The following is a 25,468-nucleotide window of genomic DNA, read 5'->3' on the forward strand; positions in this document are numbered from 1 at the left end:
AAATGAGATTTTATTTTACAGAACTTACGCCATCTGTAGTTTGTACAATTTTTTGAATGGTTCCGTCTTTATTATAATGCATATAGTCTACGCAGATTGAACGTCTGTAACTGCCTCCTGTTGGCAAACTTCCATTGTGGTAAAAAAAGTACGACTTTCCTTTATAGTCAATAATTCCGGGATGTGTGGTAAAACTATTTGGTACATTTTCCTGAATAATTCCCTGATACTTCCATGGTCCAGTTATACTTTTTGCTGTACAATACTCTATCATTTCGGGTTTTGTTCCTTCACTGGCGTACACTAAATAATAAAGTCCTCTTCTTTTATAGACCCATGGACCTTCAATATAATTTTTAGGCTTAAAAGTGGTAATTTCACCATCTACCTCTATCATGTTCTTCTTAAGCTTTACCCATTTGCAACTTCCATTTCCCCAAAACATATAGGCTTGCCCATCATCGTCTATAAATACTGTTGGGTCAATATCATCCCAACCATACTTCATATCTGTTGTCATTTCATTTATAATAAGTGCTTTTCCTATTGCATCTTCAAAAGGCCCCGTTGGACTATCTGAAACAGCCACTCCTATTGCAAGCACCGCCTTGGCTTACTTCATCTTTTTTATGAAATGTCGAAACAAACCAATAAAACTTTCCATCTCTCTCGATGCATTGAGCGAGCATAAGCGTCGCCAGTTGCCCATGAAAATGCGCTTGGCGAAAGCAACACTCCGTGATCTTTCCAGTCCTTCATATTTGTTGTCGAAAACACATGCCAGTCAGCCATTTTATAATTGGTATCATCCTGAGTTGCTACATCGTGTCCTGTATATAAATACAAGATTCCTTTATGTACAAGAGGAGCTGGATCTGCTGTAAAGATGTTTCTAATAATAGGATTTTGTGCTTCTATGTTTACTGTAAAAAAACAAGAAATGGTCACAAATAAAATTTTACTTATATTTTTCATTTTTTAATTCTATTAATTCAAAATACAATTTGACTTTTTCTTCAATACTATTTCTTTAAACAATAAACAGCGCATTTACTGCGCTGTTTATAAAAACTAACTTAACTTAAACTAACCAAAATTTAAAGCCTTAATAACCAGGATTATTATCGCTAGGCTTTATTTTAGGATTAGACGAGGTTTCTCTGTTTGGTATTGGCCATAATTCGCTTTTACCAGCAGTAAAACCTGTTCCTTGCAATACAGTACTTGCTATACCCCATCTTATAATATCATCAAAACGAGATTGCTCTCCGGCAAATTCTACTTGACGTTCGTGAACAATTGCAGCAAAAACGGCATCTTTTGATGCTGTAATATTTGTTGTTAAATTTGCCCTATCACGAACTTCTTTAATGTATGCTATGGCCGCTGTTTGTGAGCCGCCATCTCTTTGGTTTTCACATTCTGCTTTCATAAGCAATACATCTGCATAACGCATTACTTTAAAGTTAATGCTTGAACGTGTTGCCTCATCTTCTCTATCGTAATAGTTTTGATATTTTTTCCAACCCGCTCTTCTAATACCAGCAGAGGTTGTAAAATCACTTGCCACCATTACCTTAGTTCCCTTTAAATAAGATGATCCTGGTACATAAAAAGTATCTCCAAAGCGGTTATCGCCTACTTCATAAGAATCTAAAAGATCATCTGAAGGATAAACATTGTACCAGCTAAGATTACCATATTCTTGACCTCTTAGTGTTGATTCTTCAAAACCTGTTCCTTGACTATCACCAGCAGCACCCCATTGATCACCAGTTCCATTTTTTTCATCAAACTCAATTTCAAAAATAGATTCTCTACCATGTTCAGTTTCTTCCATAAAATTGTTGTAAAAACTCCCTTTATCTTCAAGACTATAACTTGTAACATTATTAAGCGCGACTAAAGCTTCATTGTATTTTTTCTGATATAACAATACTTTACCCAATTGAGCATAAGCGGCTTCTTTATTGGCTCTTCCTGCCGCTTCTGATGTTTTTGGCAAAAGGTTTTGTGACGCAAATACAAGATCTTCCTCAATCAGAGCATATACCTCTGCTTTAGGGCTTCTTGCGTTTCCGATAATAGTACCAGTTTTATAAATTGGCAAATCGCCAAAACGTTTCACTAAAAGGAAATAATAGTATGCTCTTAAAAAATGAGCTTCACCTAGATATTTGTTCTTTTTTTCCTGAGATAAAACAGCATTTGGAAGGGCATTAATTTTAGCTTCATTGTCTAACACGAAATTTGCTCTTGAAATTCCGATATAACAAGATTCCCAGTAATATTGAATAATATCGTTTCCTGCATTAAAAGAAAAATCCTGAAAAGGTTTCTTATTACCTTCTAATTGAGGATTTCCTAAAGCATCATGTCCCATAAGATCCATGGCAAAGAAAAGATTTCTTCCATAAAGTCCTCTTGTCTGAAGATTTGCATATGAAGCATTTACCGCAGACTGCACCTGTGCTTCTGTTTTAAAGAAAGTTTCAGGCGATAAAGTATTGGGATTACTCAATTCTAATTCGCTACTGTCACATGAAGTCATTGTTAAAGCTCCAGACAGTACTATAAGTATATATTTAATTTTTTTCATCGTCTTTAAGTATTAAAATGTAACATCAATTCCAAAAATTACTGATTTCGGCTGTGGATATCTTCCTAAATCAATACCTGCTGAATTTGCATTACCGTCTGCACGTGCAATTTCTGGATCTAAACCAGAGTAATTTGTAATTGTTATAAGATTTTGTCCGCTTATATAGAATCTTGCTTTAGAGAAATAGCTCTTAAAGGCATCTCCAGTTAATGTATAACCTAAAGCTATGTTTTTTAATCTTGTGAAAGAACCATCTTCAATATAGCGTTGGTTTGCAGAAGACCAGTTAATATCGGCTCCCTGAGCTCTTGGCAAGGTAGCAGAAGGGTTTGTTACAACACCGTTTTGAACAATTGCCCTGTCTAAAACATCAGTGCTTGCATTAAACAAACGATTCATTCCTTTTAAATCAAAAGTATTTGCATTATAAATATCGTTACCCGCAACTCCAGTTATAAAACAGTTAAAATCAAAGTTTTTATATGCTTGCGCTTAAATTTAATCCGTAAGTAAAATCAGGATATGGATTTCCGATGTTTATTTTATCCTCAGAATTGATGATTTTATTGCCATCACGGTCAACAATTTTAATATCTCCCGGTTTTATAGCAGTCTGGCCCGGTCCAAAAACAGCATCAACTTCTGCTTGGTTTTGGTAAATTCCATTAGTCTGATATCCATAAAAATAAAATAACGGCTGTCCTACTTCTAATCTAGAGAAATTTTCAAGACCCGCTCTTGGTGTAGGACCTCCTAATACGCTAGTTACGCCAGGCGCTAAGCTCGTTACCTCATTTTTACTTGTTCCTAAATTTGCCACTGCAGACCATGTAAAGTCTCCTTTTCTGTCATTGTAGCCAAGCGAAACTTCAAAACCGCTTACTTTTACGTCTGCGATATTTTGAATTTGAGTTCCACCACCTGCAGATCCAACAGAAGCAGACAAGCGGAACTGCAAAAAGAATGTCACTACTTTTATTGTTAAAATATTCAAACGAACCTGTTAGTTTATCATCAAATAAACCAAAATCAACCCCTATATTTCTATCTAATTTTGACTCCCATTTCAAGTCTGGATTAGCCGCAACACCTAAAGAAACCCCAGGCGTATTTGCTCCTCCAATTGGATAGTTATAATTTGCCAATAAAGTAGCGCTATATTGATAGTTGTCTATTCTATCATTTCCAGTGGTTCCTGTACTAGCTCTAAGTTTTAATGTGCTGAAAATAGAATTTTCCATAAAACTTTCTTTAGCTATGTTCCATCCTACAGCAACAGAATAGAAATTACCCCAACGGTTATTTGATCCAAAACGAGAAGATGCATCTCTACGCCCTGAAACAGCTAATAAGTATTTATCAGCATAATCATAGTTGATACGAGCAATATATCCTAAGTTTTTTTCTTCATAATTAGCAGATCCTAAACTTCCTTCATTATAACGCAGCTGATCAATTTCGTTTGAAATATAATAGCGGCTTCCTGCTGCTAAGCTTTGTGATTTTCCGTCAATTTTAGTAATAACTCCTAATACTTCAAGGTTGTGTTTTTGAGCAATAGTTGTTTTATATGTTAAGCTATTATCAAAAACGATAGTTTGTCCTTGTGAATTTGTTTCGTTTGTTGAAGAAAATGCCTGTTTGTGATAAGAACCATCCTGAAAACCAGGAATAAAAGTATGGTCTTTGCTTGTATAGTAATCTAAAGAAACTTGTGATCTGAATTTCAAACCTTTGTAAATTTCTAACTCGGCATAAATATTTCCGATAATAGATAAATTATTAATTTTCTGATATCCTAAATTAGCTACACGCACTGGATTTTCTGCATCGTTTCCATCAATAGCACTAGGACCTTGATAGCCTCCGATATTATCTTCATTATAAATTGGTAAATAAGGAGCCATTTTAATAGCATGCTCTAAGAGTGTTCTTCCGCCCGAGCTGCGTTCTGGATTTATTGTACTGAAAGAAATTCCCATGTTGCTTCCAATTCTTAGTTTACCAATATCTTGTGTATTATTAGCTCTAAAAGAATAACGTTCGAAACCAGTGTTTATAATAGCTCCGTCTTGTTTCATATATTCTGCAGAATAACGTCCTGTCGAAGTTTCTGTACCATTCGAAAAGCTCAGGTTATAATCCTGCATAACTCCAGTTTGAAAAATCTGGTCCTGCCAATTTGTGTTAATGTTTCCAAATTCAGCCGCTCTTGCTGTTAGATCGCTTCCTAAATCTTTAGCATATTGAAGATATTGTTGCGTATTTAAGACATTGTATCTTTTTGTCACTTCCTGTCCTCCAACGTAAGTGCTAAAACTTAATTGCCCTGGACCTTTTTTACCTTTTTTAGTAGTAACCATAATTACACCGTTAAAAGCTTTAGAACCGTACAAAGCTGTAGTCGAAGCGTCTTTTAAAACAGAGATACTCTCGATATCATTAGGGCTTAAACCAGAAAGATTTCCAGTTAAAACTCCATCGATTACATACAAAGGAGCGCTATTTCCCATTGTAGCCAGACCACGAATACTAACGGTAGGATTAGAACCTGGTGCACCATTTACAACTGTAACCCCTGCTGCACGTCCTTGTAAAGCAGATTCGGCATTCGTAATAGGCACTGCGGCAATATCTTTTGAGCTTACTGTTGAAACTGCTCCTGTAACCTTAGTTCTCTTTTGAGTACCATAAGCTACTACAACTTCATTTAAATTTTGTGCAGATTGAATAAGAGTTACATTTATTGAGTTTCTTTCGCCCACAGTAATAGTCTGTGACACTAAGCCAACATAAGAATACGTTATTTTATCAGTAGGATTAACTCCTTTTAAAGAGTATTTACCGTCAAAATCTGTTGATGCGCTATTCTGCGTACCTTCTACATTGATGCTGGCACCTGGCAACGGAAACCCAGAAGGATCTGTAATCACGCCATGAATGGTCTTTGATTGTGCCATTATACTATGACTGCCCACGATCAGCAGTCCGATTAGTGCAATTTTGAGTTTTAAGTTCATGTTAATAGTTTTTTTGTTTGGTTTAAATAGTTAATGGTTTTTTGTTTGTTTTTTAATTCAAGGTTTGGTTCATAAGCTTTTTGTTTAAATCTTTTTTAGTTTCAGGTTGTTTTTATCTTACAGAATATTCTTCTAATTGAGTTATAGGGCGGAGAAATAACGAAAGCAAATATAAAAAAACAACTCAAAAAACAATCGGTTGTTTTATATTTTATTCAAAAAAAACTCACTTTAAAAACACAAAAAATATTTTTTAACTTAAAAAATTAAAAATATACTAATTCAAAGACCTAATATAAATTGAAAATAAATAATTTAATATCCATTTGTCAGATTTTTTGCAAAAAATACAATAATAAAAAATTAGATAAAACTCACACTAACATTAATTTATATAAATAAATTACTACTAATATTAGTTAAAATAATGTATTTTAGAAATTATCTTATACTATTTTAGTCATTGATAGAAGCAAAATGATCGAAAACAACAATCGGTTGCTTAAAAAAGTATTCTATTTTGCATTAGAAAAGTAGATTCTAAAAGATTTAGTTTATCAACCTGTAGCACAAAATTTTACAGTAAACGTTCTCATTTAAACATCAATTTCATAAACTCTCTTTTGATACAATAGATTAGCATTTATAATGTCTTCCATTTTGTAGGAAACCATAATTGGTCTTCATTCTCTAACTGCAATAAAACTTAAAAAAACTGAAGGCTAATCCGTGCCCATAGCTAATAAAAATTAATGCGCTGCCTTTAACTGGAATACCTCATTATTTCTTTAGAAAGAATACCTTTCTCTTGTAGTGGGACTACTTTTGTTGATTCATACATACAACAAAAAAGCCAGCTTATTTATCTTAAGCTGGCTCCTATTGGAATTGAATAAATCAAATTTGACTATATCACATATTTTCTACCCTTTTAATTGGTTAATAGCATCCCACCATTGCATGGTATTTTCATTTCAACTTCTTTATTTTTATTTACCGTCAGCTTGCTGATCTTTCCATTTAGCTGGTCATCATCGCTGTAACAATCTACTTTAGCACCAGAATTAAACATATCTAATTTTAGCTTTATCTTCAGCAATTTTTTCAGCATTAATTCCAGCAACATACCATTTTGCTCCCTTTCTTCTAGCCAGCACTACATATTTGCCAGGATAGCCATCTAAAAAACGAACTTCATCCCATACAGAAGGCACTTCCTTCATAAACTTAATAGCCCACTCCGGAGCATCATATAAATTATTTGGTGCTAAGGCAAAATGTTGCACACCGCTTTGAAAAAGTACCGAAGTAGCTAAAGCAAACACATCAGATGTCATTCTTTTTGATCCTTTACCTGCAATATTATCGCTATTATAGAATCTATTTAAAGCACTTCCTCCAAAATCCATACTTCCTACCGTGTTTCTAATAAAAGTATGTGTTGTGGCATTTAAGGCTTCATTATCGTGACTTAGTTGTCCAAAATGCAGATTTTCACTTGCCAAAACCGCTTCGCTAGATGCATAATTTGGATACATGCGTTCCCAACCTCGAGGTAAAGTACATCCATGAAAAATAACCATAATTCCAAATTCATTGGCATCTGTCAAAATATCTTCATACAATTTCATGGTCACCTGTTTATCTCCTCCAAAAAAATCAACTTTGATTCCTTTAATCCCAATGCTATTCATCCATGCCATTTCCCTGCGTCGGATAGTTGCATTATCCATTAAGCCCCTCGGCCCCTGCGGAGCATCATTCCAATACCCATTTGAATTGTACCATAAATAAAGCCCCACGCCTTTCTGCGCACCGTATGCGGCTAATTCTGCAATTTTATCACGACCTATTTGCGTATCCCAAAGCGCATCAACTAAAATGGTTTCATATCCCATTGAAGCGCTAAAATCGATATATTGTTTTTGTACAGGAAACGTCGTGCTGTTGTCCATCTTCATAATCCAACTCCAAGTTCCTTTTGTGTACTGGTATTCTTTAGAAGCTTCATATTTTGGTTTAACCAAATCAAACGAAACAGTAGTTTCAACTATTGGAGCCAGCGTCTCTCCAATTGTGATGGTGCGCCATGGAGTTTCTCCTGTAAGTGGAATTCCAGGCGCAACTGTACCATTTCCGTTATTTTCTCCCTGCATCGGAAATCCAATTGAATATAATCCGTTCTCATGCCCAATTAATCTGCTTGCACAATAACCGCTGTCTACCCCAGTTTCAGAAATTAAAACCCATCCGTCGCTATTTACTTTAAACAGACATGGAAACGTGTAGCCATTTCCCAAACCATTTTTTCCGACAGCATCATCAAGTGCATATGAAGTTTCATAACTTGGAGCTGTTCTCGCAAATCCTGTCATTGGATTACTTTGCGGACACAAGAATGTCGTGGTTCCTTTTGGCAGTAAAAATCCTGAGACTTCTTCCTCAACTACGCAGGAAACTGTTTCTTTCTGTGGATATATTTTATATTTAAATGCCAGATTATTATTGCTTACTCTAAAAATTACATCAAAAGCTGCCCTGCCTTCTTTTGTAAATGAAAAAATAGCTTCGTTAGCGGTATAATGAACATTGCTTTTTTTTATGTTACGCAATTGATAGGATTCGTCAATTTTATTTTGACTGCTATTTGCCTCTAAAGTCAAACCGAAACTAAAATCTCCTGCACTTGTTTTTAGACCTAACGGAGACTTCTCAATAAACGTTTTTTCATTGTATGTTACATTATACTGCGGTATTCCATTATCTGCAGAAATCGACACAACAAGTTTTCCATCAGGACTTTTTACTATTGGCTGCGCGTTTAGCTGAAAGAAACCAACAAAACATAAGAATATTATTTTTTTAAGATTCATAAACTTTTAAAATTTTTCTTTTGTGAATAATCAAACTTTTTCATCTTCCAGAAATAGCATTGACGTTTAAAATATTATTTACAAAACAGTGTTAAATGAGTCTGCCTATACAGGTTATGTAATGCAATAGTTGTTTTTTTGATTGTAGACTATTTCATTTCTGAAATCGTATCCTCAACACGGAAATAATCAAAATCAGCGAAACCGCCTGCAGTTTTTGAAGCGTAATTAAAAAGTCCAAATCGGTAACCCATAAAATGAGGAAGTGTGTAAGGCATTTTTATAGTTTTTCCAATGCTGATCCATTTTTTCCCATCTAAACTGTAATAAAACTTTCCTTGGTCTGCTTGATTTTTAAAATTGCATTCGGCTTTAAAAAACACTCTGTCCTGATTTAATAAGGCACTTTCTATTTCTTTTGGATTTCCGTTCTCTGCATTTATCATAACTACTTTTTTCTTTCCATTCTCAACTTTTACACCAACTAGACCAAAATCTTTTTGCAGTAATGAAAGCCCTGCAAAATCACCTTCTTTCATATTAGAAAATTCTATCATAGTAGATCCCGAACATACAGGACCAAAAGTTCTTTGTGTCAAAATATTTTTTACCTGCGTAAAACTGCTGTCTATTTTAGATGTTCTTAATCTTAAATAGCCTTTTCTTTCTTTAACAGACCAGTTTGAATTATCCGGATTATGATTCCACTGCCAGACCAACGGCAGATCATTTTCTCCATTTTTACGGGTAAATTCATCTGAATTTACAATTCGGGAATAAAGCTTTTATTGGCTGGAAGATCTAAATTATCAGGCACTTTACCATTTTCCCCCAATACAGGCCATCCATTCTCCCATTTTACAGAAACAAGATACGGAATACGGCCAACACCTCCTGCATCTTTAAACAGATAAGAAAACCATCTGCCATCTGGAGTATCAATAAGTCCGCCTTGTGCTACGCCCAAATCCTGAAGTCCGACTTTTCCTTCCCAAGGACCTGCCATCGAATCAGCTCTGTGTATGATTACAGTACGCATGCCGTTTTTAGGCCAGCAGATATTAAACAAATAGTATTTCCCTTTAATTTTAAAAAGCTGTGATCCTTCTGCTGGCAGCATGATCTCACTCATTGCTGGAGCATTTGCATTTTCAATTAAGACTTTCTTCGTTTCTTCTTTAACTTCTAACAAATCTTCTTTTAATTCTACAACTTGAAGTTTTCCGCCTCCCCAGACAAGATAAACTTTGCCGTCATCATCAAAGAAAAGCGAATGATCATGGTACGATTTGCTTAATACAATTCTTCTCCAAGGCCCTTTTTCAATATCTTTTGTAGAAAAAATATACGTTTTATCTGTTGTTCCCGAAAAAGTACTCACATAATATACCCCATTATGATAGCGCAGACTGCTTGCCCACGAACCTCTACCATAGTCATTTTTTCCATTATCTAAGTTCAGGCGGTCATCTTTATCTTCTAAGGTTTGGTAAGCGTAATTAACGAGATGCCAACTCACTAAATCTTTAGATTTCATAATCGGAACACCTGGATTCATGTGCATAGTTGTACTGCTCATATAGTAAGTGTCGTTTACCCTGATTATGGATAAATCTGGTACATCGGCAAAAATAATAGGATTTTGAGCTTTGCCTTTTTGAGCTTGACCCGCAAAAATGTTCATTGCTAGTGCCAAAAAAGCACATATAAAATCTTGTGTTTTCATCTTAATTTCTGTTTTCGATATTTCTAAAGCTTTAGATTTCATTTCTCTCGAACAACTGTCGAAATCCCATAGAAAAACGGACAGTTAAACAAATATCTTTTCGTCTCATTTTATTCATTTCATTTTTTTGCATGTCCTATTTTCTTTCCAAATCTAGTGGTACTTTCAAATTTGGCCCGTCGTTTCTAAAACAGTATATTTTGCAAAACTCGATTCATCAACGGGTTTGAATAGTAATTGCGAAAACATATATAAGCTGTTTTTCCATACTTTAAAATCGTGAACTCCTGGTTCTAAATAATAAATGTGCGACACATTATTTTTAACTAAATAATCGTGAGTGCGTTGACTGTTTTCAATTAACCAATCCTTATCTCCGCAAGAAATCCAAAGCAGTTTCAGTTTCTTTTTAGTTTCCTCGGGATTTGGCACTAATTCTTCTGTTTTCTTAGTATTTGGAGCCGATGAAAACCCTCCTATCCAAGCAAATTTATCCAAGTTTCCTAAACCGAAATTCAGCGATTGTCCTCCTCCCATAGACAATCCTGCAATGGCACGATGTTCTCTATCTTTGCGAACATTATATTTTTTTTCAATAAAAGGAATTAAATCTTTTAATAGATCTTTTTCAAAATCTGCAAATGCCTGCACTTTCTCTGGCGCCATAATATTTCCCGAAGCACTATCATCTTTCATAGCTCTTCCGTTTGGCATTACCACAATCATTGGCTGTAATTTGCCTTCTGCATAAAGGTTGTCTAATATAATCTGCGGACTTCCGCCGTTAAGCCATTCTTTTTCATCTCCTCCAATTCCGTGCAATAGGTATAAAACTGGGTATTTATTATTTTTAGCAAATCCTGGCGGTGTATAAATAGTTGCTTTTCTAACTGTGCCAACCGTCTTTGAATTATAACTTACCGTTTCTATTTTTCCTGTCGGAACTTTCGGGTCTAGCGCGTCGAATCCTATTGGTGCCTGAACAATAAATGGGTCATTTGAAGCATTTGACTTATAACCTAACAAGGAAAGCATTTTTTCTGCATAACGCTTTCCTAATTCTCTATATCCAGCTGCATTGAAATGAAGAAAATCTGCGGCAACTGTGCAACCTTTTGATGAAATTACATACGAGGTTGGAATAGTCTGAGGCAATGTTGCAATAATTTTATTCATGCTCGCACATTTTCCGTTTTGGTCTTCATTGACGGTCTCTCCAGAAAGTAAAGGCACTTTTTTAGGATCTAAATTGAGATCCCTCATCAGATTATCATAGACTATTTTGACCTTTTTCGGCCATAATGTATCACCCGTATTAGATTCTCCCTGATGTAGCAAAATTCCTTTTATGACACCTTTCTTTTGAGCAATTTTTGCCATCTCTACAAGTCTAGCATACGGACTTCCATCATATTCTTTGATTATACCCAGCATCCAGTCTGGAGCTGTTTTGATGTAACTCTCAAAATTGTCCTTATCAAAAAGTTCTATCTTACATCCTCCAACTGCAACATTTACCACTCCCACTTGTATGTTTTTAGGAAGATTGGCAACCATAATTCTTCCAAAATAATCTGTTGGTGTTAATCCAGTTTTACATCGACATAGAGGTGGTATTGCTGTATACCATTTACCCATTTCGCGGTTTAAATCTGGACAGTCTACTGCTTCCAGCACTTGAAAGCGAGGATCTATATTTATCTTGTCTTCAGCTTCTATTGGCGTGGCACCTTCCATATTAGACTGACCAAAACTTAAATAGATATGAAAATTTGGATCTTGAGAATATCCCTTCTGCCCTGCAAAAAAAAGGACTACAATTAAGAAAAATCTAATTATTGATTTCATGATATCTTGTTAAATCTAATTTTATTTAAATAATTCTAAATGAACTGCTTTACCCATTTTTCGGTATCATGTTCCAAACCAAAATAATGAGCTTTTAATGCTTTTATTTTCTATTTCAGAATTGCATTATTGGAAGCAGTAGCATACAAACCAACCAAAGCCCCTGTAAATCCTCCTGCTACATTTGTTGAAAGAACATCTCCTGAAACTCCTGTTCCAAGATTTTCAAAATTAGCACCGTTTAAAGCATAACTAAACTGATAATTATCTCCTGCAGCTTTAACTTGCAAACGTATTGCACCCATAATTTCAATTTTTTTGCTAGCTATAATTTCAGATTGACCATTTTCTGTTCTTTCTAGCAAAACATAAGTATCTTTTCCTTTTTTAGTTACCCCAAAAACATAATTGAAACTTTCATTCTGCAGACATACAATTCCTGCTAAATCTTTCTCAGATTCAGGTTTATAATCTAATGTGGTTTCAAATGAAAAAGTGTTGTGCTTGCTGTCTATAAAACAATGTTGAAGTTGGCTTTAGTTCTTTAATATTTACCGGAAATGGATTAATCTGCAAGCCTTTTTTAACAATAGAAATAAAATGTTCTCTAGGGCCTCTTAATCCTATCCATCTATAATCTAATTTTTTTGAGGTAAAATTCTCTGTAAATGTAAAATTGCCATTAGGAAGAAAACCTTCATTGCCAGTTTTGTTTATTGCACCATTTGGCATTTTCAATTTTGGCACCATTGGAATTAAACCGTTTTCAAAAATAGGGAAAGTCCCCGACCAGTCTACTGGCAAGATAAATGTTTCGCGTCCTGTATTTACTCTGTCTTTTTCATTTGGACGAATTCCCAAAAACACACCATAATATTTATTATCAGGACCAAGCACTAAATCTGCGTGTCCAGCCCAATCTACTTTATCGGGTCTGTTTTTAGCAAAATATCTTTGAGTAAGAATTGGATTATTGGGTGCTGGCTTAAAAGGACCTTTTGGACTATCGCTAATAAAAATAACTTCACTATGATTATCTCCTGTACCTCCTTCTGCACACATTAAATAATAATGATTGTCTTTCTTATACAAATGAGGCGCCTCAATCCATATTGGTTTCTTAGAAAGATCAACTCCGCCATCTACTATAATTTTATCTGTTCCAGGAATAACCTGATCTTTATCTAGATCATATTCCCATACTTTAATAACACGATGTCCATTATACAATTCTTTTCCTTTATCTGGAGCATCATTGTGCACCACATAACCTTTTCCGTTGTCATCAAAGAAAATAGAAGGATCAATTCCGTTAAAAGCCAATTTAATTGGACTTCCCCATCCATTTTTTGGATCTTTAGTTTTCACAATAATATTTCCCATATTTCCTGTAAATGCCGTTACAATCATATAGAAAGTGTCATTGTGTGGATTGTAAGTAATTCCCGGCGCGTAAACACCACCACTAATGCCTGTATCATGGGGATTAAACTCTGATACATTATTCAATACTCCTCCCAAATCAGTCCAGTTTACCAAATCTTTAGAATGAAAAATTGGAACTCCTGGAAACATAGCAAATGAAGAACAAACCATATAGTAGTCCTCTCCTTTTCTTGTAATAGCAGGATCTGGGTAACATCCTTGCAGAATTGGAGAATAGAATTCATCGGATTTTAAAGGATTTCTTTTATAGATTTCATCATCTCCCTGATATATAACACTAGAAAAGACTGGAGATCGCTTATTTGACGTTTTGTTTGATTTTTTCTCTTGGGCTGTCAGGGAGAAAAAACATAAAAATCCGATAAAGTATAAAAAAGATATTTTTTTTGTAATCATTGTCGCTTTTATTTTAATCGTTTTTACTTGTTTTAATTGTTTGAAAGACTTGATTGAAAAACTAGAAAAAGTTAATTGCCTAACGCAAAAATGGCCGAGCTGTACTCACATAAAATTCTAAGCACATATGCATGCAAAACCTGTAATTATGAGAATACTATAATTACAACGAATTCTGCAAATAGTCCATTTTAGCTTGTTTCACATTCATAAAAAGTTATTTTAATTATTTAAAGTTGGTTTTGTTCGCTAGCTATTTTAAACACTTAAAGAACTTAAATATAACAATATTTTATAAGTGTATTTTTTACAAATATAAACAAATAACCATCAAACACAATCGGTTGTGTTATTTTTTATTGATAACTATAAAAAAAATAGCAATAAAAAACATTTTAATCGCATAAAAAAACATAAAAAACTAACAAAACATTAAATTCAATTAGAATACTGGCATACTATTTAATGAAAATTATCTCTTAATGCGATATCATTACAGAAAATATAAAAAGATAAAATCCTGCCTTTTATTTTAAAGTTTTAAACTTTAGCATTTCTGGCATTACAAATAGCTAAAAAAATAATCACTACAATCATACATTATTGTATCACTGTATAATAACTACTCTTAAGTATAAAAAACGAACATCAAAATGAAAGGAGTTTGCGCATAACGTTCTTTAGCTATCCTGGGTATTTGTAAAATTAAATGCATCCAAAAATCATCAAATTAAGGAAATTTCATTTAGTCCGGAATATTCCAAAAAAAATGCCACTGCTATTTTAATTATACAATACAATAGCTTGAATAAGCAATAAAAACATAATATTTAGCATAATAAATTATTGATAAATCAAAAAAATATCATTTTTTACGAAATAAAAATTTCAGGTTAGACAAATTTTTCTTTTCTTTACGCAATCGGTTGTATTTTTTTTTCTATAACAAAATCGACTTTCGCTTCAAATAAAAAATTATCTGCATGAAAACAAAAAACATAAAATATCAAATTCTACTATTGATCTCATTTTGCATTTCAGCGCAAAATAATGAGCCAAAATTTCTTTTTCAAAATACCAGTGCCACATTTGAGGAACGAGTCGAAAACTTAATCAGTCAACTTACATTAGAAGAAAAAGTAGCGCAAATGCTAAATGCCGCACCAGCAATCCCAAGGCTTGGAATTCCAGCTTATGACTGGTGGAATGAAACTCTACACGGTGTTGCAAGAACTCCTTTTAAAACAACAGTTTTTCCGCAGGCCATTGCAATGGCCGCAACCTTTGATAAAAATTCTCTTTATAAAATGGCCGATTATTCTGCTTTAGAAGGCAGGGCAATATACAATAAGGCAGTAGAGCTTAAAAGAACAAACGAACGTTATTTGGGACTAACCTACTGGACTCCTAATATCAATATTTTTCGTGACCCAAGATGGGGACGCGGACAGGAGACTTATGGAGAAGATCCCTATTTAACAGCTACGTTAGGTGACGCTTTTGTAAAAGGGCTTCAGGGTGATGATCCCAAATACTTAAAAGCTGCAGCCTGCGCAAAACACTACGCCGTACATAGCGGACCAGAATCTCTACGACATACTTTTGATGTTGATGTCACTCCTTATGAACTGTGGGATACTTACCTGCCAGCATTCAAAAAATTAGTTACCGAATCGAAGGTAGCCGGAGTAATGTGTGCCTATAATGCATTTAGAACACAGCCCTGTTGTGCAAGTGATATCCTTATGAATGACATTCTGAGAAAAGAATGGCATTTTGACGGCTATGTCACATCGGACTGTTGGGCTATCGACGATTTTTTTAAAAATCATAAAACCCATCCTGATGCTGAATCAGCCGCTGCAGACGCAGTATATCATGGAACAGATGTTGATTGTGGAACCGACGCCTACAAATCGCTTGTGTCAGCTGTTAAAAACGGAAAAATTACTGAGGAGCAGATTAATATTTCTGTAAAACGTCTTTTCTTGATCCGCTTTAAATTAGGAATGTTTGATCCTGTTTCGATGGTTAAATATGCACAGACTCCAAGTTCTGTTTTAGAATGTGAAGAACATAGCAATCATGCTTTAAAAATGGCCAGACAATCTATAGTTCTGCTAAAAAAATGAAAAAAATACTGCTGCCATTGAGCAAAAAACTCAAAAAAATTGTTGTGTTAGGGCCAAATGCAGATAATTCAATCTCCATTCTTGGAAATTACAACGGAACCCCATCTAAGCTAACAACTGTACTACAGGGCATAAAAGAAAAAGTAAGCGCCGATACAGAAGTTATTTATGAAAAGGCTGTCAACTTTACGAATGATACTCTATTGGTTTACAAAGATCTTAAAAACCAATATTCTTATGAAGGAAAACAAGGTTTTAAGGCAGAATATTTTACTAATAAAACATTGTCTGGTAAACCTGAAACTACAAGAACTGAATCTGAAATAAATAATTTTTGGCAAGAAGGAGAAGTTATTACTAAAAACATCAAAGCAAATCATTTTTCAGCACGATATACCACTAATTTTAAAGCTGACGAAAATGGTTCAATCACTTTTGAAATTCGTGCAGATGATGGCTACAGATTCATCGTAGATGGAAAAGAAGTCATAAATGCTTGGGAGAAAAACCGATGGGGCGAAAAAACCTATAAACTTCAAACCAAAAAAGATGCAGTTTACAATTTAGTGCTAGAATACTGGCAAGGTGAAGGAAAAGCCGAAGTGTCATTGCAAACAGGAAATTTTATAAAAAACGATTTCAATACTTTAATTGAACGTCATAAAAATGCAGACGCATTCATTTTCGTAGGAGGTATTTCACCACAGCTTGAAGGAGAAGAAATGCCCGTAAATGTTCCAGGATTTAACGGCGGAGATCGTACCTCTATATTGCTTCCTGAAATACAGACACAACTTTTAAAAACTCTTAAATCTTCCGGGAAACCAGTAGTTTTTCTAATGATGACAGGTAGTGCAATAGCTGTTCCGTGGGAAGCAGAAAATATACCAGCAATACTTAATATATGGTACGGCGGACAATCTGCTGGAACTGCTTCTGCTGATGTTCTTTTTGGCGATTATAATCCTGCCGGAAGACTTCCTGTGACTTTTTACAAAAGCGACTCTGATTTACCTTTGTTTACTGATTATAAAATGGAAAACAAAACATACCGTTATTTTAAAGGCACTCCTTTGTATGGTTTTGGCTATGGTTTAAGTTATACCGAATTTAAATACAGCGAGCTAAAAATACCAGAAAAAATAAAAAAAGGACAGCCAATCACAATTTCTGTCAAAGTAACAAATTCAGGAAAAATGGAAGGAGAAGAAGTCTCGCAACTGTATTTGGTTAATCTAGATTCGACAATAAAGGCACGTTTAAAAAGCCTTAAAGGATTTGAAAGATTTAATTTGAAACCTGGCCAAAGTACTGTCGTAAGCTTTAATCTTTCTCCAGAAGATCTTTCCTATGTAACCGAAGACGGAAGCTTAAAACAATATCAAGACAAAGTTCAGATAGCTGTAGGTGGCCGTCAACCTGACGAAAAGGAAAAAGGAAAAAATAATTTAATAACTAAAACTTTAAAAATAGAAAAATAACCGCTTTTAAAAACGTTAAAACATTAGTTTTAGCGTTTTTTTTATGTTTTTTCAGAACTGTTTGACCATCTTTTACAACTATAACCTAAAGGTTCAAAAAATTAAAAAGCTGAGCAAGTACAACAGCTCAGCTTCTATATTTACCTTAAGGCTTTTAAATCTTATTTAAAAATATTTCTTATCGCTTTTCCGATTTCAGCAAAATCATCATGACTGCTTACTGATCTTTTTTCGGTATTGTTTGAGGTAGTTTTAGAAAAAGGATAGATGAGCATGTAGTTGTTATTTCTGAATTTCAGATTTAAAAGATCTGGAATATCTCGCATTCGCGAAAAATACGAGTGCATTCCCCTATCTCCCATCATAATAATTAATCCTTCATTTTCTTCAATAGTCAGAGCGGTTTGCTGGGCATCTTCCCAATTTTCAAAAACATCAAATGTTGCTTCTATAGAGGCTTTTTTAGCGATTCGTTTTAAGATATTTAGTGTTTTTTCCTTTCCATAGAAACTCATTTTGGCTCCAGAATTACGGCCAATATTCCAAATTCTCAACATCGAATGAAAAAATCCTGCATCCAATTCGGCATCTGCTGGAATAAAAACCAAATATCTTTTAATAGTCGCTGCTGGCTGAACCGCATGATAGACCATTAAATTGATATTTTTATTTCGCAGATAACCATTATACAAATTGTATACAAATGAAGCCGAAAAGCCTTTTCCGCCTTCTAGACCTACAATAAGATCGGTAATATCTTTTTCTTTTATCACATTGCTTATTCCGCCAGCTGTATCATTATCGTGGCGTGTAATTGGATGCAGTTCTACATCGGCAGCCGAAGCGGCTTTTATCGCGCTTTCTAATATTCTTTCTGCATTTTTTTCAGAAGATTCATTGGCGTCTTCATTAATCACATTTACCGCATAAAGCTGTTTATTGGATGCCGTTTTTACCATCAAGCCAAGATTCACCATTTTTTCTACTGTAGCTTCATGGTTCACAGCAAGCAGTATATTTTCCTTCTCTTTACTATCGCCCGATACTGTATTATCTTTTTCTGCTTGTGCAATACGCTGCGCACTCGCCATAGAAACAAACGATGATATGGTACACGAAACCAAGATAAGAAGAATACTGCCGTTAAGTACATGTTCGTTTAAAAGTCTTATAGGTTCACCCGCATCATTTTCGCCAATAATTATATTATAACCAACCATAACAGAAGCCAATGTCGCTGCCGCTGATGCCGAACTCAGTCCAAAAATTAGCTGTCCTTCATCATTTGTTAGTCTAAATGTTTTTTTCGTCAGAATAGTCGCGACATATTTTCCTCCTATTGATGCCACCAACATAATTGACGCTACCCACAAGGTCTCCCAACTTTGAATAAACGCATTAAAATCAATCAGCATTCCCACACTGATTAGGAAGAAAGGAATAAAAATGGCGTTTCCGACAAACTCAACCCTGTTCATTAGTGATGATGTATGCGGAATTAATTTATTTAAGGCCAATCCAGCAAAAAAAGCTCCAATGATCGATTCGATTCCTGCCAATTCAGCCAAAAGTGCTTGCCAGATAAATCATAACCAATACAAAAAGATATTGCGAGATTTTGTCATCTACAGTTTTAAAAAACCATCTAGCAATTATCGGAAAAATGAGCAGTACAATTAAAGCAAAGACAACCATTGAAACGGATAATTTTACCCAAAAAGCTGTTCCGACTTCTCCCTGCGACATTCCAACAATAGCGGCTAAAACCAAAAGCGAAAGTACATCGGTAATCATCGTTCCGCCTACTGTAATATTTACAGCGAGGTTTTTAGCAATTCCCAAACCACTTACCATTGGGTACACAATTAAAGTGTGCGACGAAAAAAGACTGGCAAACAAAATTGAAGTAAGCAATGAAAAATGAAGTAAATAATAACCGCCTAAAAGTCCTAAAGCAAACGGAACGGCAAAAGTGAAAATCGAAAAGATAATACTCTTCCATTTATTCTTTTTAAAATCGGCCATATCAATTTCCAGACCTGCTAGAAACATGATATACAAAAGACCTGTAGTTCCTGTAACCACAACACTGCTGTCTCTGGAAAGCACTCCAAATCCATTTGGACCAATAAGAGCACCAGCAATAATAAGACCGAGCAAATGTGGCACCTTTATTTTGTTCAATAAAAGCGGAATGCATAAAATAATGATAATTTCGATAAGATACTTTAAAAGAGGATCTTCGATAGGAAATGTGATATGATGTATACTCAGTAGCATAAATTACTTTTTAGTAGATGGAGTAAGTTCGACTGAGAATTTTGCGATACAATTATCCTGACCAGTTATAGTCTGCGTGCCTTTTATGATATTTTTCTTAATATCATCTAACACGACGCTCACTTTTATTTTGTTTTTTGAAGAAGCTTCTTTTGCTGAATCAAGGACGATTTTACTTTCTAAATATTGTCCAGCAAAAACACGTTTAATTTCGTTATTACTTAAAACATTCGTGTACATTCCGGTAGAATCTGACACAAACTCCCAAACCTCGCTGCGCTGATCGCCAATCACATAATTGCTGCAGTTCGATTCTCTGCAGATCATTTTGCTATTCCATGCCACTTTAAGATTTTCTGGCCATTCTTTTATTTGAGGAAGTGTATCTTTTACTTTAGAAATAGACAATAAACTGTCTCTCATTTTTAAGAGCTTATCATAATCTGCTTCTTTATCTTGAAATTGTTTTTCTCTTTCTAAAAGCGCATTTTCACGCATAATAAGTTCCTGTTCTTTTTTATTCGTCGCAGGAAGATAAAACAAGTACAAAAAGGATAAGGAATAGTCTATTTATAGTCATAAAAATTGGTTTTGGATTCTACAAGATAAGCAGAAAAATCCTTTTAGCAGTCCAAAAACGGATAAAAAAAGGTTTTTTTCCTCTTTTTTATCCGTAAAACCAAGATTTTGAGTGCTGTTTTTATAATAAATTTACTTTCACGCTATTTATTTTTCCTTCAAATTTAAAAGGCGCTTTTTTATAGTAACGAATAGAAACTGGCCCTCCTAAATCTTCGCCGACATCAAAAGTTTCGCTTGCGGTAAATACTACAGGAACAGTACGTTTAACTTGCCCTTTAGCATATTCTTTTCCGTCGACCGTAATTACAATATCGGCTGGAGCACCTGGTTTTGCAATAGTCGTTAAAACCTCTATTTTATGTTTTCCTGCGGGAATTTTTTCAGAAGATTCAACATTATAGCGTTCAATAATCAGCATATTATATTCGTAAACTAATTTTCCGTTATCCATAAACAAAGTCACACCGCCACCAGAACCTCCAAGCGCATATAAAACTCCCGAAGCATTTTCTTTAATTTCAACATCGGCAACAACTTTATTGCTTTTTTTGCCTAAACCTGGCGCGCTAAACTCGGGCATTCTTTTGGTTGTTTCATCAAAACTCCATGAAGTATATGGTGCTTTAATAACATCTTCGGGATGAATGCGAAGCCAGATTCCAGCACCAATTGGGTAATCTTTGTTCTTTTTGGCTTCTTCATTAAAGATTTCCTGAAGCTCTTTTAACTTCTGCGGATTCTTAGTCGCCAAATCATAATACTGTGTAAAATCCTCTTTAATGTTGTACAGTTCCCAAACATCTTTGGTAGAATCCCATTCGGCTAAACCTTTCTGAGCAGGAATCCACGGATATAAAGGTCCAAAAGTACAGGCATACCAGCCATCTTTGTAAACTCCTCGGCTTCCATTATTATCAAAAAACTGAACTTTGGATACTTCTTTTGCTTTAGCATCATTAAAAGTATATTTAAAACTTACTCCATCGAGGGGCATCTGCTCAAAACCATTTACCACTTTTGGCGCTTTTATATTCAAAATATCATAAATAGTAGGCACAATATCGTTTATATGATGAAACTGACTTCTAGGCGTGCTGTCGGGTTTAATCATTTTTGGCCAACGCACCACCATTGCATTTTGTGTTCCGCCAAAATGAGAAGCCACTAATTTGGTATGTTTAAAAGGCGTATTTCCTGCCCAAGCCCAAGCGGCATGATAATTATTCTCTAAAAGAGGGCCGCCAATGGCATCCAATCCGCCAAGTTTATCCAAAGCTTCAAGCTGCTGCTGAATGGTATTTGAAACGCCGTTCTGAGCCAATAATTCACTTATAGAACCATTTTGCCCTTCGGCACTCGAACCATTATCTCCCCAAATAAAAAATACGATGGTATTGTCCTTTTGCCCATTCGCTTCAAGCGCATCCAAAACACGACCAACTTCATGATCAGCGTGTTCTACATATCCTGCAAATACTTCCATCATACGAATTTGAAATGCTCTTTCAGACTTCGGAATACTTTCCCATGAAGCCATTGTTTTATCTCTCGCTGTCAGCACCGCGTTTTTCGGAATCCATCCTAATTCTTTCTGGCGTTTAAATACTTTTTCGCGATAAGCATCCCAACCATCATCAAACTTTCCTTTGTATTTGTCTGCCCATTCTTTAAAAATATGATGTGGCGCATGCCCAGCACCTGGAGCGAAATACAACAGAAAAGGTTTGTCTGCTGCATACGATTTATGCTGTTTCATCCATTCTATTGCATGATCTGCCAAATCGGTTGTTAGATGGTATTTTTCGTCTTTTGGAGGTTCTACTGGTGTAAAATCATTGATTAATCTTGGTTCGTATTGTGAAGTTTCTCCAGCCAAAAATCCGTAAAAATGCTGAAATCCGTAATTGACTGGCCAGTAATCAAAAGGTCCCGCAACCGTTGTCTGGTTTGCTGGCGTATTGTGCCATTTTCCGAAAGCAGAAGTGCTGTAACCATAATCTTTTAAGACTTCGGCAACGGTAGTCGCTTCTTTGGGAATAATTCCCGTGTAACCATCCCAATCTACGGCTCGTTCTGCAATTGTTCCGTTTCCTACGTGCGTATGGTTTCTGCCTGTTAATAAAGCGAGCACGGCTTGGAGAACAGATTGAAGTGGTATGAAACTCATTATACGCAATTCCTTCTTTAAATACTTTGGTTAAAGTTGGCGTATTAACTCCGCCTCCAAAAGTTGATGGTGTACCAAAACCCAAATCGTCCATTAAAATGATAATGATATTTGGTGCGTCTTTCGGCAAATGATCTGGCTGTGCTCTTCTTTTGTGTGTGCTTTCTGCCAGTGTTTCGTTGGCCACACTCGCACTAGGAACTGGCGGAAAAGGCAGAACATCTTGGGCATAAATTTTTATCGTACTGCTTAAAATTAAAGCCACTAATAAAAATATACTGCCGATATTGTTTTGGAAAGAACAGTTAAATTTTAAATTGATAATTTGCTTTAAACTATAATATTCTTTCATGATTTCCTGATCTTAAAGGTTCTGATACTATTTTTAAAACTTTGATTCTGTTAGCTTTTCTTGGCATAAACAATTTTTGTCTTTCCTATTTTTCCATTGAATGAAAACGGAGCCTGATCGAAATAGTCTAACGAAACGGGCGAATCTAAATCAGTTCCAATATCAAAAGTGGCGTTTGATGTAAAATGAAGCGACATTGCTGTTGGAACCGTTCCCTGACCAACTGTTGATCCGTTGACTTTTAATGTCACGTTCATTGAACCGCCAATTTTATCTACTAGTTTCGACTCGACTTCAATTTTCACTTTACCTTTTGGAAGTTTATCTTTTGATTTGATTTTTGTACGCTGAATTTCAAACAGATTAAATTCGTAGTTTAGATAACCATCTTTTACATAACACGCAACTCCTCCCGAAAATCCTGCAAGAGCATACAGAACTCCATTTGCATTATCTGGAACTTCTACATCCATCGTTACGGTCTTGCTTACTTTTCCTAATTTCGGAGTTGCTGATTCTGGCATTCCTTTTATAGGTGAATCAAAAGTCCACTCGGTTAAAGGAGAAGAAGGTGCGTCTTCTGGATGATAAAGGGCTGTTGACCATAATCCGCCACCAATTGGTAGGTTTTTATTTTTGGCTGATTCTGTTAAAAATAAAGCTTTCATTTCTTCCAGCTTTTTAGGTTCTTTTGCCGCCAAATCGACTGCCTGCGACCAATCCTGATCCAGATTGTATAACTGCCAAGTATCGGTAAGCGGCGACCATTGTTTAATGCCTTTCAGAATTCCTCCTACCCACGGCTCTCTTGGCCCACGGGCGCTTGCAAACCATCCGTCCTGATAAATGCCTCGGCTTGCCATAATATCAAAAAACTGTGTATGACGCATTCCTTTTGCTTTTGGATCAGTAAAAGTGTACACCATACTTACTCCGTCTAACTCATCTTGCGCAAAACCATTCACTACTTTTGGCGCAGGAATCTTATCAATTTCGTATATCGTTGGTGCAATATCAATTACGTGATGAAACTGCGATCTAGGCGTTTTGTCGTGTTTAATTCCTTTTGGCCATGAAATAGCCATTGGCTGACGAGTTCCTCCAAAATAAGCGCCCTGCAATTTTGTTCCTTGATACGGAGTGCTTGTCGCCCACGCCCATCCTGCATTGAACATATTATCGGTTTTTGGTCCGCCTAAAACATCTAAACCTCCCAATTCATTTAAAGCGGTAATATGCTGTTCTATTTTTGTCGGAATTGCATTTTGTGCCAATTGCTCGCTGATTGTGCCATTTAAACCCTCTGCAGATGAACCATTGTCTCCCCAGATATAAATGATAATCGTATTGTCAAGTTCTCCGAGTTTTTCGATTTCGTCGATAACTCTTCCTGCATTGAAATCGGCATGTTCTGCAAAACCAGCCCAGATTTCCATAAGTCGTCGCTGAAAAGGTTTTTCTGCTTCTGGAATATTTGCCCATGATGTCATCGATTCTGCTCTTGGCGTAAGCAATGTATTCTGCGGAATCCATCCCGATTCTTTTTGACGTTTGAATACTCTTTCGCGGTAAGCGTCCCACCCATCATCAAATTTGCCTTTGTATTTGTCTGCCCATTCTTTCATAACATGATGCGGACCATGAGCCGATCCAGGCGCCCAATACACAAAAAAAGGTTTTTCTGGAGCGTAAGCTTTTTGTTCTGTCAGCCACAAAATTGCATCGTCAGCCAGATCTTCTGATAAATGGTAATAATCATGCCCGCCTGATGTTTTTGGATGTTCTACATAACTTGTATTTCGTACCAAAGTAGGTTCATATTGTGAAGCTTCTCCTGCCAAGAATCCGTAAAAATATTCAAACCCATAACCTGTTGGCCAATAGTCAAAAGGCCCTTTTGATGTGATTTGTTCTTCGGGAGTATTATGCCATTTTCCAAATGCTGCGGTATTATAGCCATAGTCTTTTAATATCTCGGCTAATGTTGCTGAGCTTTTGGGAATTGTACCACTAAAACCATCAAAATCATTCGCAATAGCGGCAATCTGACCGTTTCCTACACGAGTATGATTACGTCCTGTAAGCAAAGAAGCACGCGTTGGCGAACACATGGCTGTTGAATGAAAACGATTGTATGAAATTCCTGTATTGGCAACTCTGGATAATGTTGGCGTGTTTATTTCTCCCCCGTAAGTCGAAGGAGCTCCTGGTCCTGCATCATCCATTAATATTATTAAAATATTAGGCGCATTTTCAGGCAGGTGTTTGGGTTCTGTTCTTTTTTTATAACTCGATGTTTCAATTGTCACTCCAGCCTGAGAAGCAGAAGGAGCTGGAGGAAATGGTAATACATCCTGCGCATTTACAGAAATTGAGGCTAAAAAAATAATACTTAAAAAGAAAATTATCTTACTATATTTTGCAGTTTTCATCGCAGTCAGTTTAGTATTTGAAACATTTATTTTCAATTTTATAATTAACAGCATTATATGCGAAACAAAAACTGAGTCTATAAAAGACAAAAAGCGATTTTTAAATTCTACTTCTGTTTTTTAATACACTC

At 35.5% G+C, this 25,468-nt stretch carries 20 protein-coding genes; 2 read left to right on the top strand and 18 right to left on the bottom strand.

Translation table 11 applies throughout. From position 1 onward, the window contains the following. Positions 1–10: 10 nt before the first annotated feature. From P5P87_RS05005 to P5P87_RS05055, 12 genes are all read right to left on the bottom strand, one after another. Positions 11–604 (bottom strand): family 43 glycosylhydrolase, encoded by a 594-nt coding sequence (locus P5P87_RS05005; protein ID WP_278021766.1) that lies wholly within the window; start codon positions 602–604, stop codon positions 11–13. Between the two features lie 23 nt (positions 605–627). After that, entirely contained in the window at positions 628–975 is a 348-nt protein-coding gene (locus P5P87_RS05010) for a glycoside hydrolase family protein (protein WP_278021767.1), read from the bottom strand. 130 nt (positions 976–1,105) lie between these two features. Next, positions 1,106–2,599: a RagB/SusD family nutrient uptake outer membrane protein gene (locus tag P5P87_RS05015; RefSeq protein WP_278021768.1), complete on the bottom strand. Its 1,494-nt coding sequence runs from the start codon at positions 2,597–2,599 to the stop codon at positions 1,106–1,108. A 12-nt stretch (positions 2,600–2,611) separates the two neighbouring features. Beyond that, the gene (locus P5P87_RS05020; protein ID WP_278021769.1) at positions 2,612–3,001 is read right to left on the bottom strand and encodes a hypothetical protein; all 390 of its coding nucleotides are present in this window, start codon (positions 2,999–3,001) and stop codon (positions 2,612–2,614) included. A gap of 79 nt (positions 3,002–3,080) precedes the next feature. Next, positions 3,081–3,548: a hypothetical protein gene (locus tag P5P87_RS05025; protein ID WP_278021770.1), complete on the bottom strand. Its 468-nt coding sequence runs from the start codon at positions 3,546–3,548 to the stop codon at positions 3,081–3,083. Beyond that, the gene (locus P5P87_RS05030) at positions 3,472–5,622 is read right to left on the bottom strand and encodes a SusC/RagA family TonB-linked outer membrane protein (protein ID WP_278021771.1); all 2,151 of its coding nucleotides are present in this window, start codon (positions 5,620–5,622) and stop codon (positions 3,472–3,474) included. Before P5P87_RS05030 ends, P5P87_RS05025 begins: the two co-directional genes overlap by 77 nt. 1,064 nt (positions 5,623–6,686) lie before the next feature. Further along, on the bottom strand, positions 6,687–8,495 hold the full coding sequence (locus P5P87_RS05035) for a glycoside hydrolase family 97 protein (RefSeq protein WP_278021772.1): 1,809 nt from the start codon (positions 8,493–8,495) through the stop codon (positions 6,687–6,689). Positions 8,496–8,644: 149 nt separating this feature from the next. After that, positions 8,645–9,214 carry a beta-xylosidase family glycoside hydrolase gene (locus P5P87_RS05040; protein WP_278021773.1) on the bottom strand — a complete coding sequence of 190 codons (570 nt, stop codon included), beginning with the start codon at positions 9,212–9,214 and terminating at the stop codon, positions 8,645–8,647. Between the two features lie 44 nt (positions 9,215–9,258). Beyond that, positions 9,259–10,221, bottom strand: a complete 963-nt coding sequence (locus P5P87_RS05045) for a glycoside hydrolase 43 family protein (RefSeq protein ID WP_278021774.1) — start codon at positions 10,219–10,221, stop codon at positions 9,259–9,261. A 165-nt stretch (positions 10,222–10,386) separates the two neighbouring features. Next, positions 10,387–12,069: a sialate O-acetylesterase gene (locus P5P87_RS05050; RefSeq protein WP_278021775.1), complete on the bottom strand. Its 1,683-nt coding sequence runs from the start codon at positions 12,067–12,069 to the stop codon at positions 10,387–10,389. Between the two features lie 110 nt (positions 12,070–12,179). After that, positions 12,180–12,584, bottom strand: coding sequence for a beta-xylosidase family glycoside hydrolase (locus tag P5P87_RS25800; protein WP_340696685.1), 405 nt, complete (start codon positions 12,582–12,584; stop codon positions 12,180–12,182). After that, positions 12,553–13,911 (bottom strand): glycoside hydrolase family 43 protein, encoded by a 1,359-nt coding sequence (locus P5P87_RS05055; protein WP_340696648.1) that lies wholly within the window; start codon positions 13,909–13,911, stop codon positions 12,553–12,555. Before P5P87_RS05055 ends, P5P87_RS25800 begins: the two co-directional genes overlap by 32 nt. A gap of 1,148 nt (positions 13,912–15,059) precedes the next feature. Here P5P87_RS05055 and P5P87_RS05060 point away from each other — a divergent pair. Both P5P87_RS05060 and P5P87_RS05065 read left to right on the top strand, forming a co-directional pair. Continuing rightward, a complete protein-coding gene (locus P5P87_RS05060) occupies positions 15,060–16,043 on the top strand; it encodes a glycoside hydrolase family 3 protein (RefSeq protein WP_278021776.1) in 984 nt (327 codons plus the stop codon). After that, positions 16,040–17,524, top strand: a complete 1,485-nt coding sequence (locus P5P87_RS05065; RefSeq protein ID WP_278021777.1) for a glycoside hydrolase family 3 C-terminal domain-containing protein — start codon at positions 16,040–16,042, stop codon at positions 17,522–17,524. The genes P5P87_RS05060 and P5P87_RS05065 overlap by 4 nt, the downstream gene beginning before the upstream one ends. A gap of 161 nt (positions 17,525–17,685) precedes the next feature. Here P5P87_RS05065 and P5P87_RS05070 read toward each other — a convergent pair whose 3' ends face one another. The 6 genes from P5P87_RS05070 to P5P87_RS05095 all read right to left on the bottom strand — a co-directional run bounded on the left by P5P87_RS05070 (position 17,686) and on the right by P5P87_RS05095 (position 25,337). Continuing rightward, positions 17,686–19,092, bottom strand: coding sequence for a cation:proton antiporter (locus P5P87_RS05070; RefSeq protein ID WP_278021778.1), 1,407 nt, complete (start codon positions 19,090–19,092; stop codon positions 17,686–17,688). Beyond that, a complete protein-coding gene (locus P5P87_RS05075; protein WP_278021779.1) occupies positions 19,085–19,804 on the bottom strand; it encodes a cation:proton antiporter in 720 nt (239 codons plus the stop codon). Before P5P87_RS05075 ends, P5P87_RS05070 begins: the two co-directional genes overlap by 8 nt. Positions 19,805–19,807: 3 nt before the next feature. After that, positions 19,808–20,353, bottom strand: a complete 546-nt coding sequence (locus P5P87_RS05080) for a hypothetical protein (protein WP_278021780.1) — start codon at positions 20,351–20,353, stop codon at positions 19,808–19,810. A 151-nt stretch (positions 20,354–20,504) separates the two neighbouring features. Further along, a complete protein-coding gene (locus P5P87_RS05085) occupies positions 20,505–22,424 on the bottom strand; it encodes an arylsulfatase (RefSeq protein WP_422854094.1) in 1,920 nt (639 codons plus the stop codon). After that, positions 22,306–22,905, bottom strand: a complete 600-nt coding sequence (locus tag P5P87_RS26085; protein ID WP_422854087.1) for a sulfatase-like hydrolase/transferase — start codon at positions 22,903–22,905, stop codon at positions 22,306–22,308. Before P5P87_RS26085 ends, P5P87_RS05085 begins: the two co-directional genes overlap by 119 nt. Before the next feature lie 50 nt (positions 22,906–22,955). Further along, positions 22,956–25,337: an arylsulfatase gene (locus P5P87_RS05095; RefSeq protein ID WP_278021782.1), complete on the bottom strand. Its 2,382-nt coding sequence runs from the start codon at positions 25,335–25,337 to the stop codon at positions 22,956–22,958. Positions 25,338–25,468: the final 131 nt, after the last annotated feature.

Source organism: Flavobacterium ginsengisoli (assembly GCF_029625315.1).
GTDB classification, from domain to species: Bacteria; Bacteroidota; Bacteroidia; order Flavobacteriales; family Flavobacteriaceae; genus Flavobacterium; species Flavobacterium ginsengisoli.

Bases quoted from the DNA above. Each gene is read 5' to 3' on its own strand.
- P5P87_RS05010 (WP_278021767.1), bottom strand. From the start codon at position 975: ATGAAAAATATAAGTAAAATTTTATTTGTGACCATTTCTTGTTTTTTT.
- P5P87_RS05015 (WP_278021768.1), bottom strand. From the start codon at position 2,599: ATGAAAAAAATTAAATATATACTTATAGTACTGTCTGGAGCTTTAACA.
- P5P87_RS05055 (WP_340696648.1), bottom strand. From the start codon at position 13,911: ATGATTACAAAAAAAATATCTTTTTTATACTTTATCGGATTTTTATGT.
- P5P87_RS05050 (WP_278021775.1), bottom strand. From the start codon at position 12,069: ATGAAATCAATAATTAGATTTTTCTTAATTGTAGTCCTTTTTTTTGCA.
- P5P87_RS05035 (WP_278021772.1), bottom strand. From the start codon at position 8,495: ATGAATCTTAAAAAAATAATATTCTTATGTTTTGTTGGTTTCTTTCAG.
- P5P87_RS26085 (WP_422854087.1), bottom strand. From the start codon at position 22,905: ATGAAAGAATATTATAGTTTAAAGCAAATTATCAATTTAAAATTTAAC.
- P5P87_RS05020 (WP_278021769.1), bottom strand. From the start codon at position 3,001: ATGAATCGTTTGTTTAATGCAAGCACTGATGTTTTAGACAGGGCAATT.
- P5P87_RS05075 (WP_278021779.1), bottom strand. From the start codon at position 19,804: ATGCTACTGAGTATACATCATATCACATTTCCTATCGAAGATCCTCTT.
- P5P87_RS05030 (WP_278021771.1), bottom strand. From the start codon at position 5,622: ATGAACTTAAAACTCAAAATTGCACTAATCGGACTGCTGATCGTGGGC.
- P5P87_RS05060 (WP_278021776.1), top strand. From the start codon at position 15,060: ATGCTAAATGCCGCACCAGCAATCCCAAGGCTTGGAATTCCAGCTTAT.
- P5P87_RS05095 (WP_278021782.1), bottom strand. From the start codon at position 25,337: ATGAAAACTGCAAAATATAGTAAGATAATTTTCTTTTTAAGTATTATT.
- P5P87_RS05045 (WP_278021774.1), bottom strand. From the start codon at position 10,221: ATGAAAACACAAGATTTTATATGTGCTTTTTTGGCACTAGCAATGAAC.
- P5P87_RS05065 (WP_278021777.1), top strand. From the start codon at position 16,040: ATGAAAAAAATACTGCTGCCATTGAGCAAAAAACTCAAAAAAATTGTT.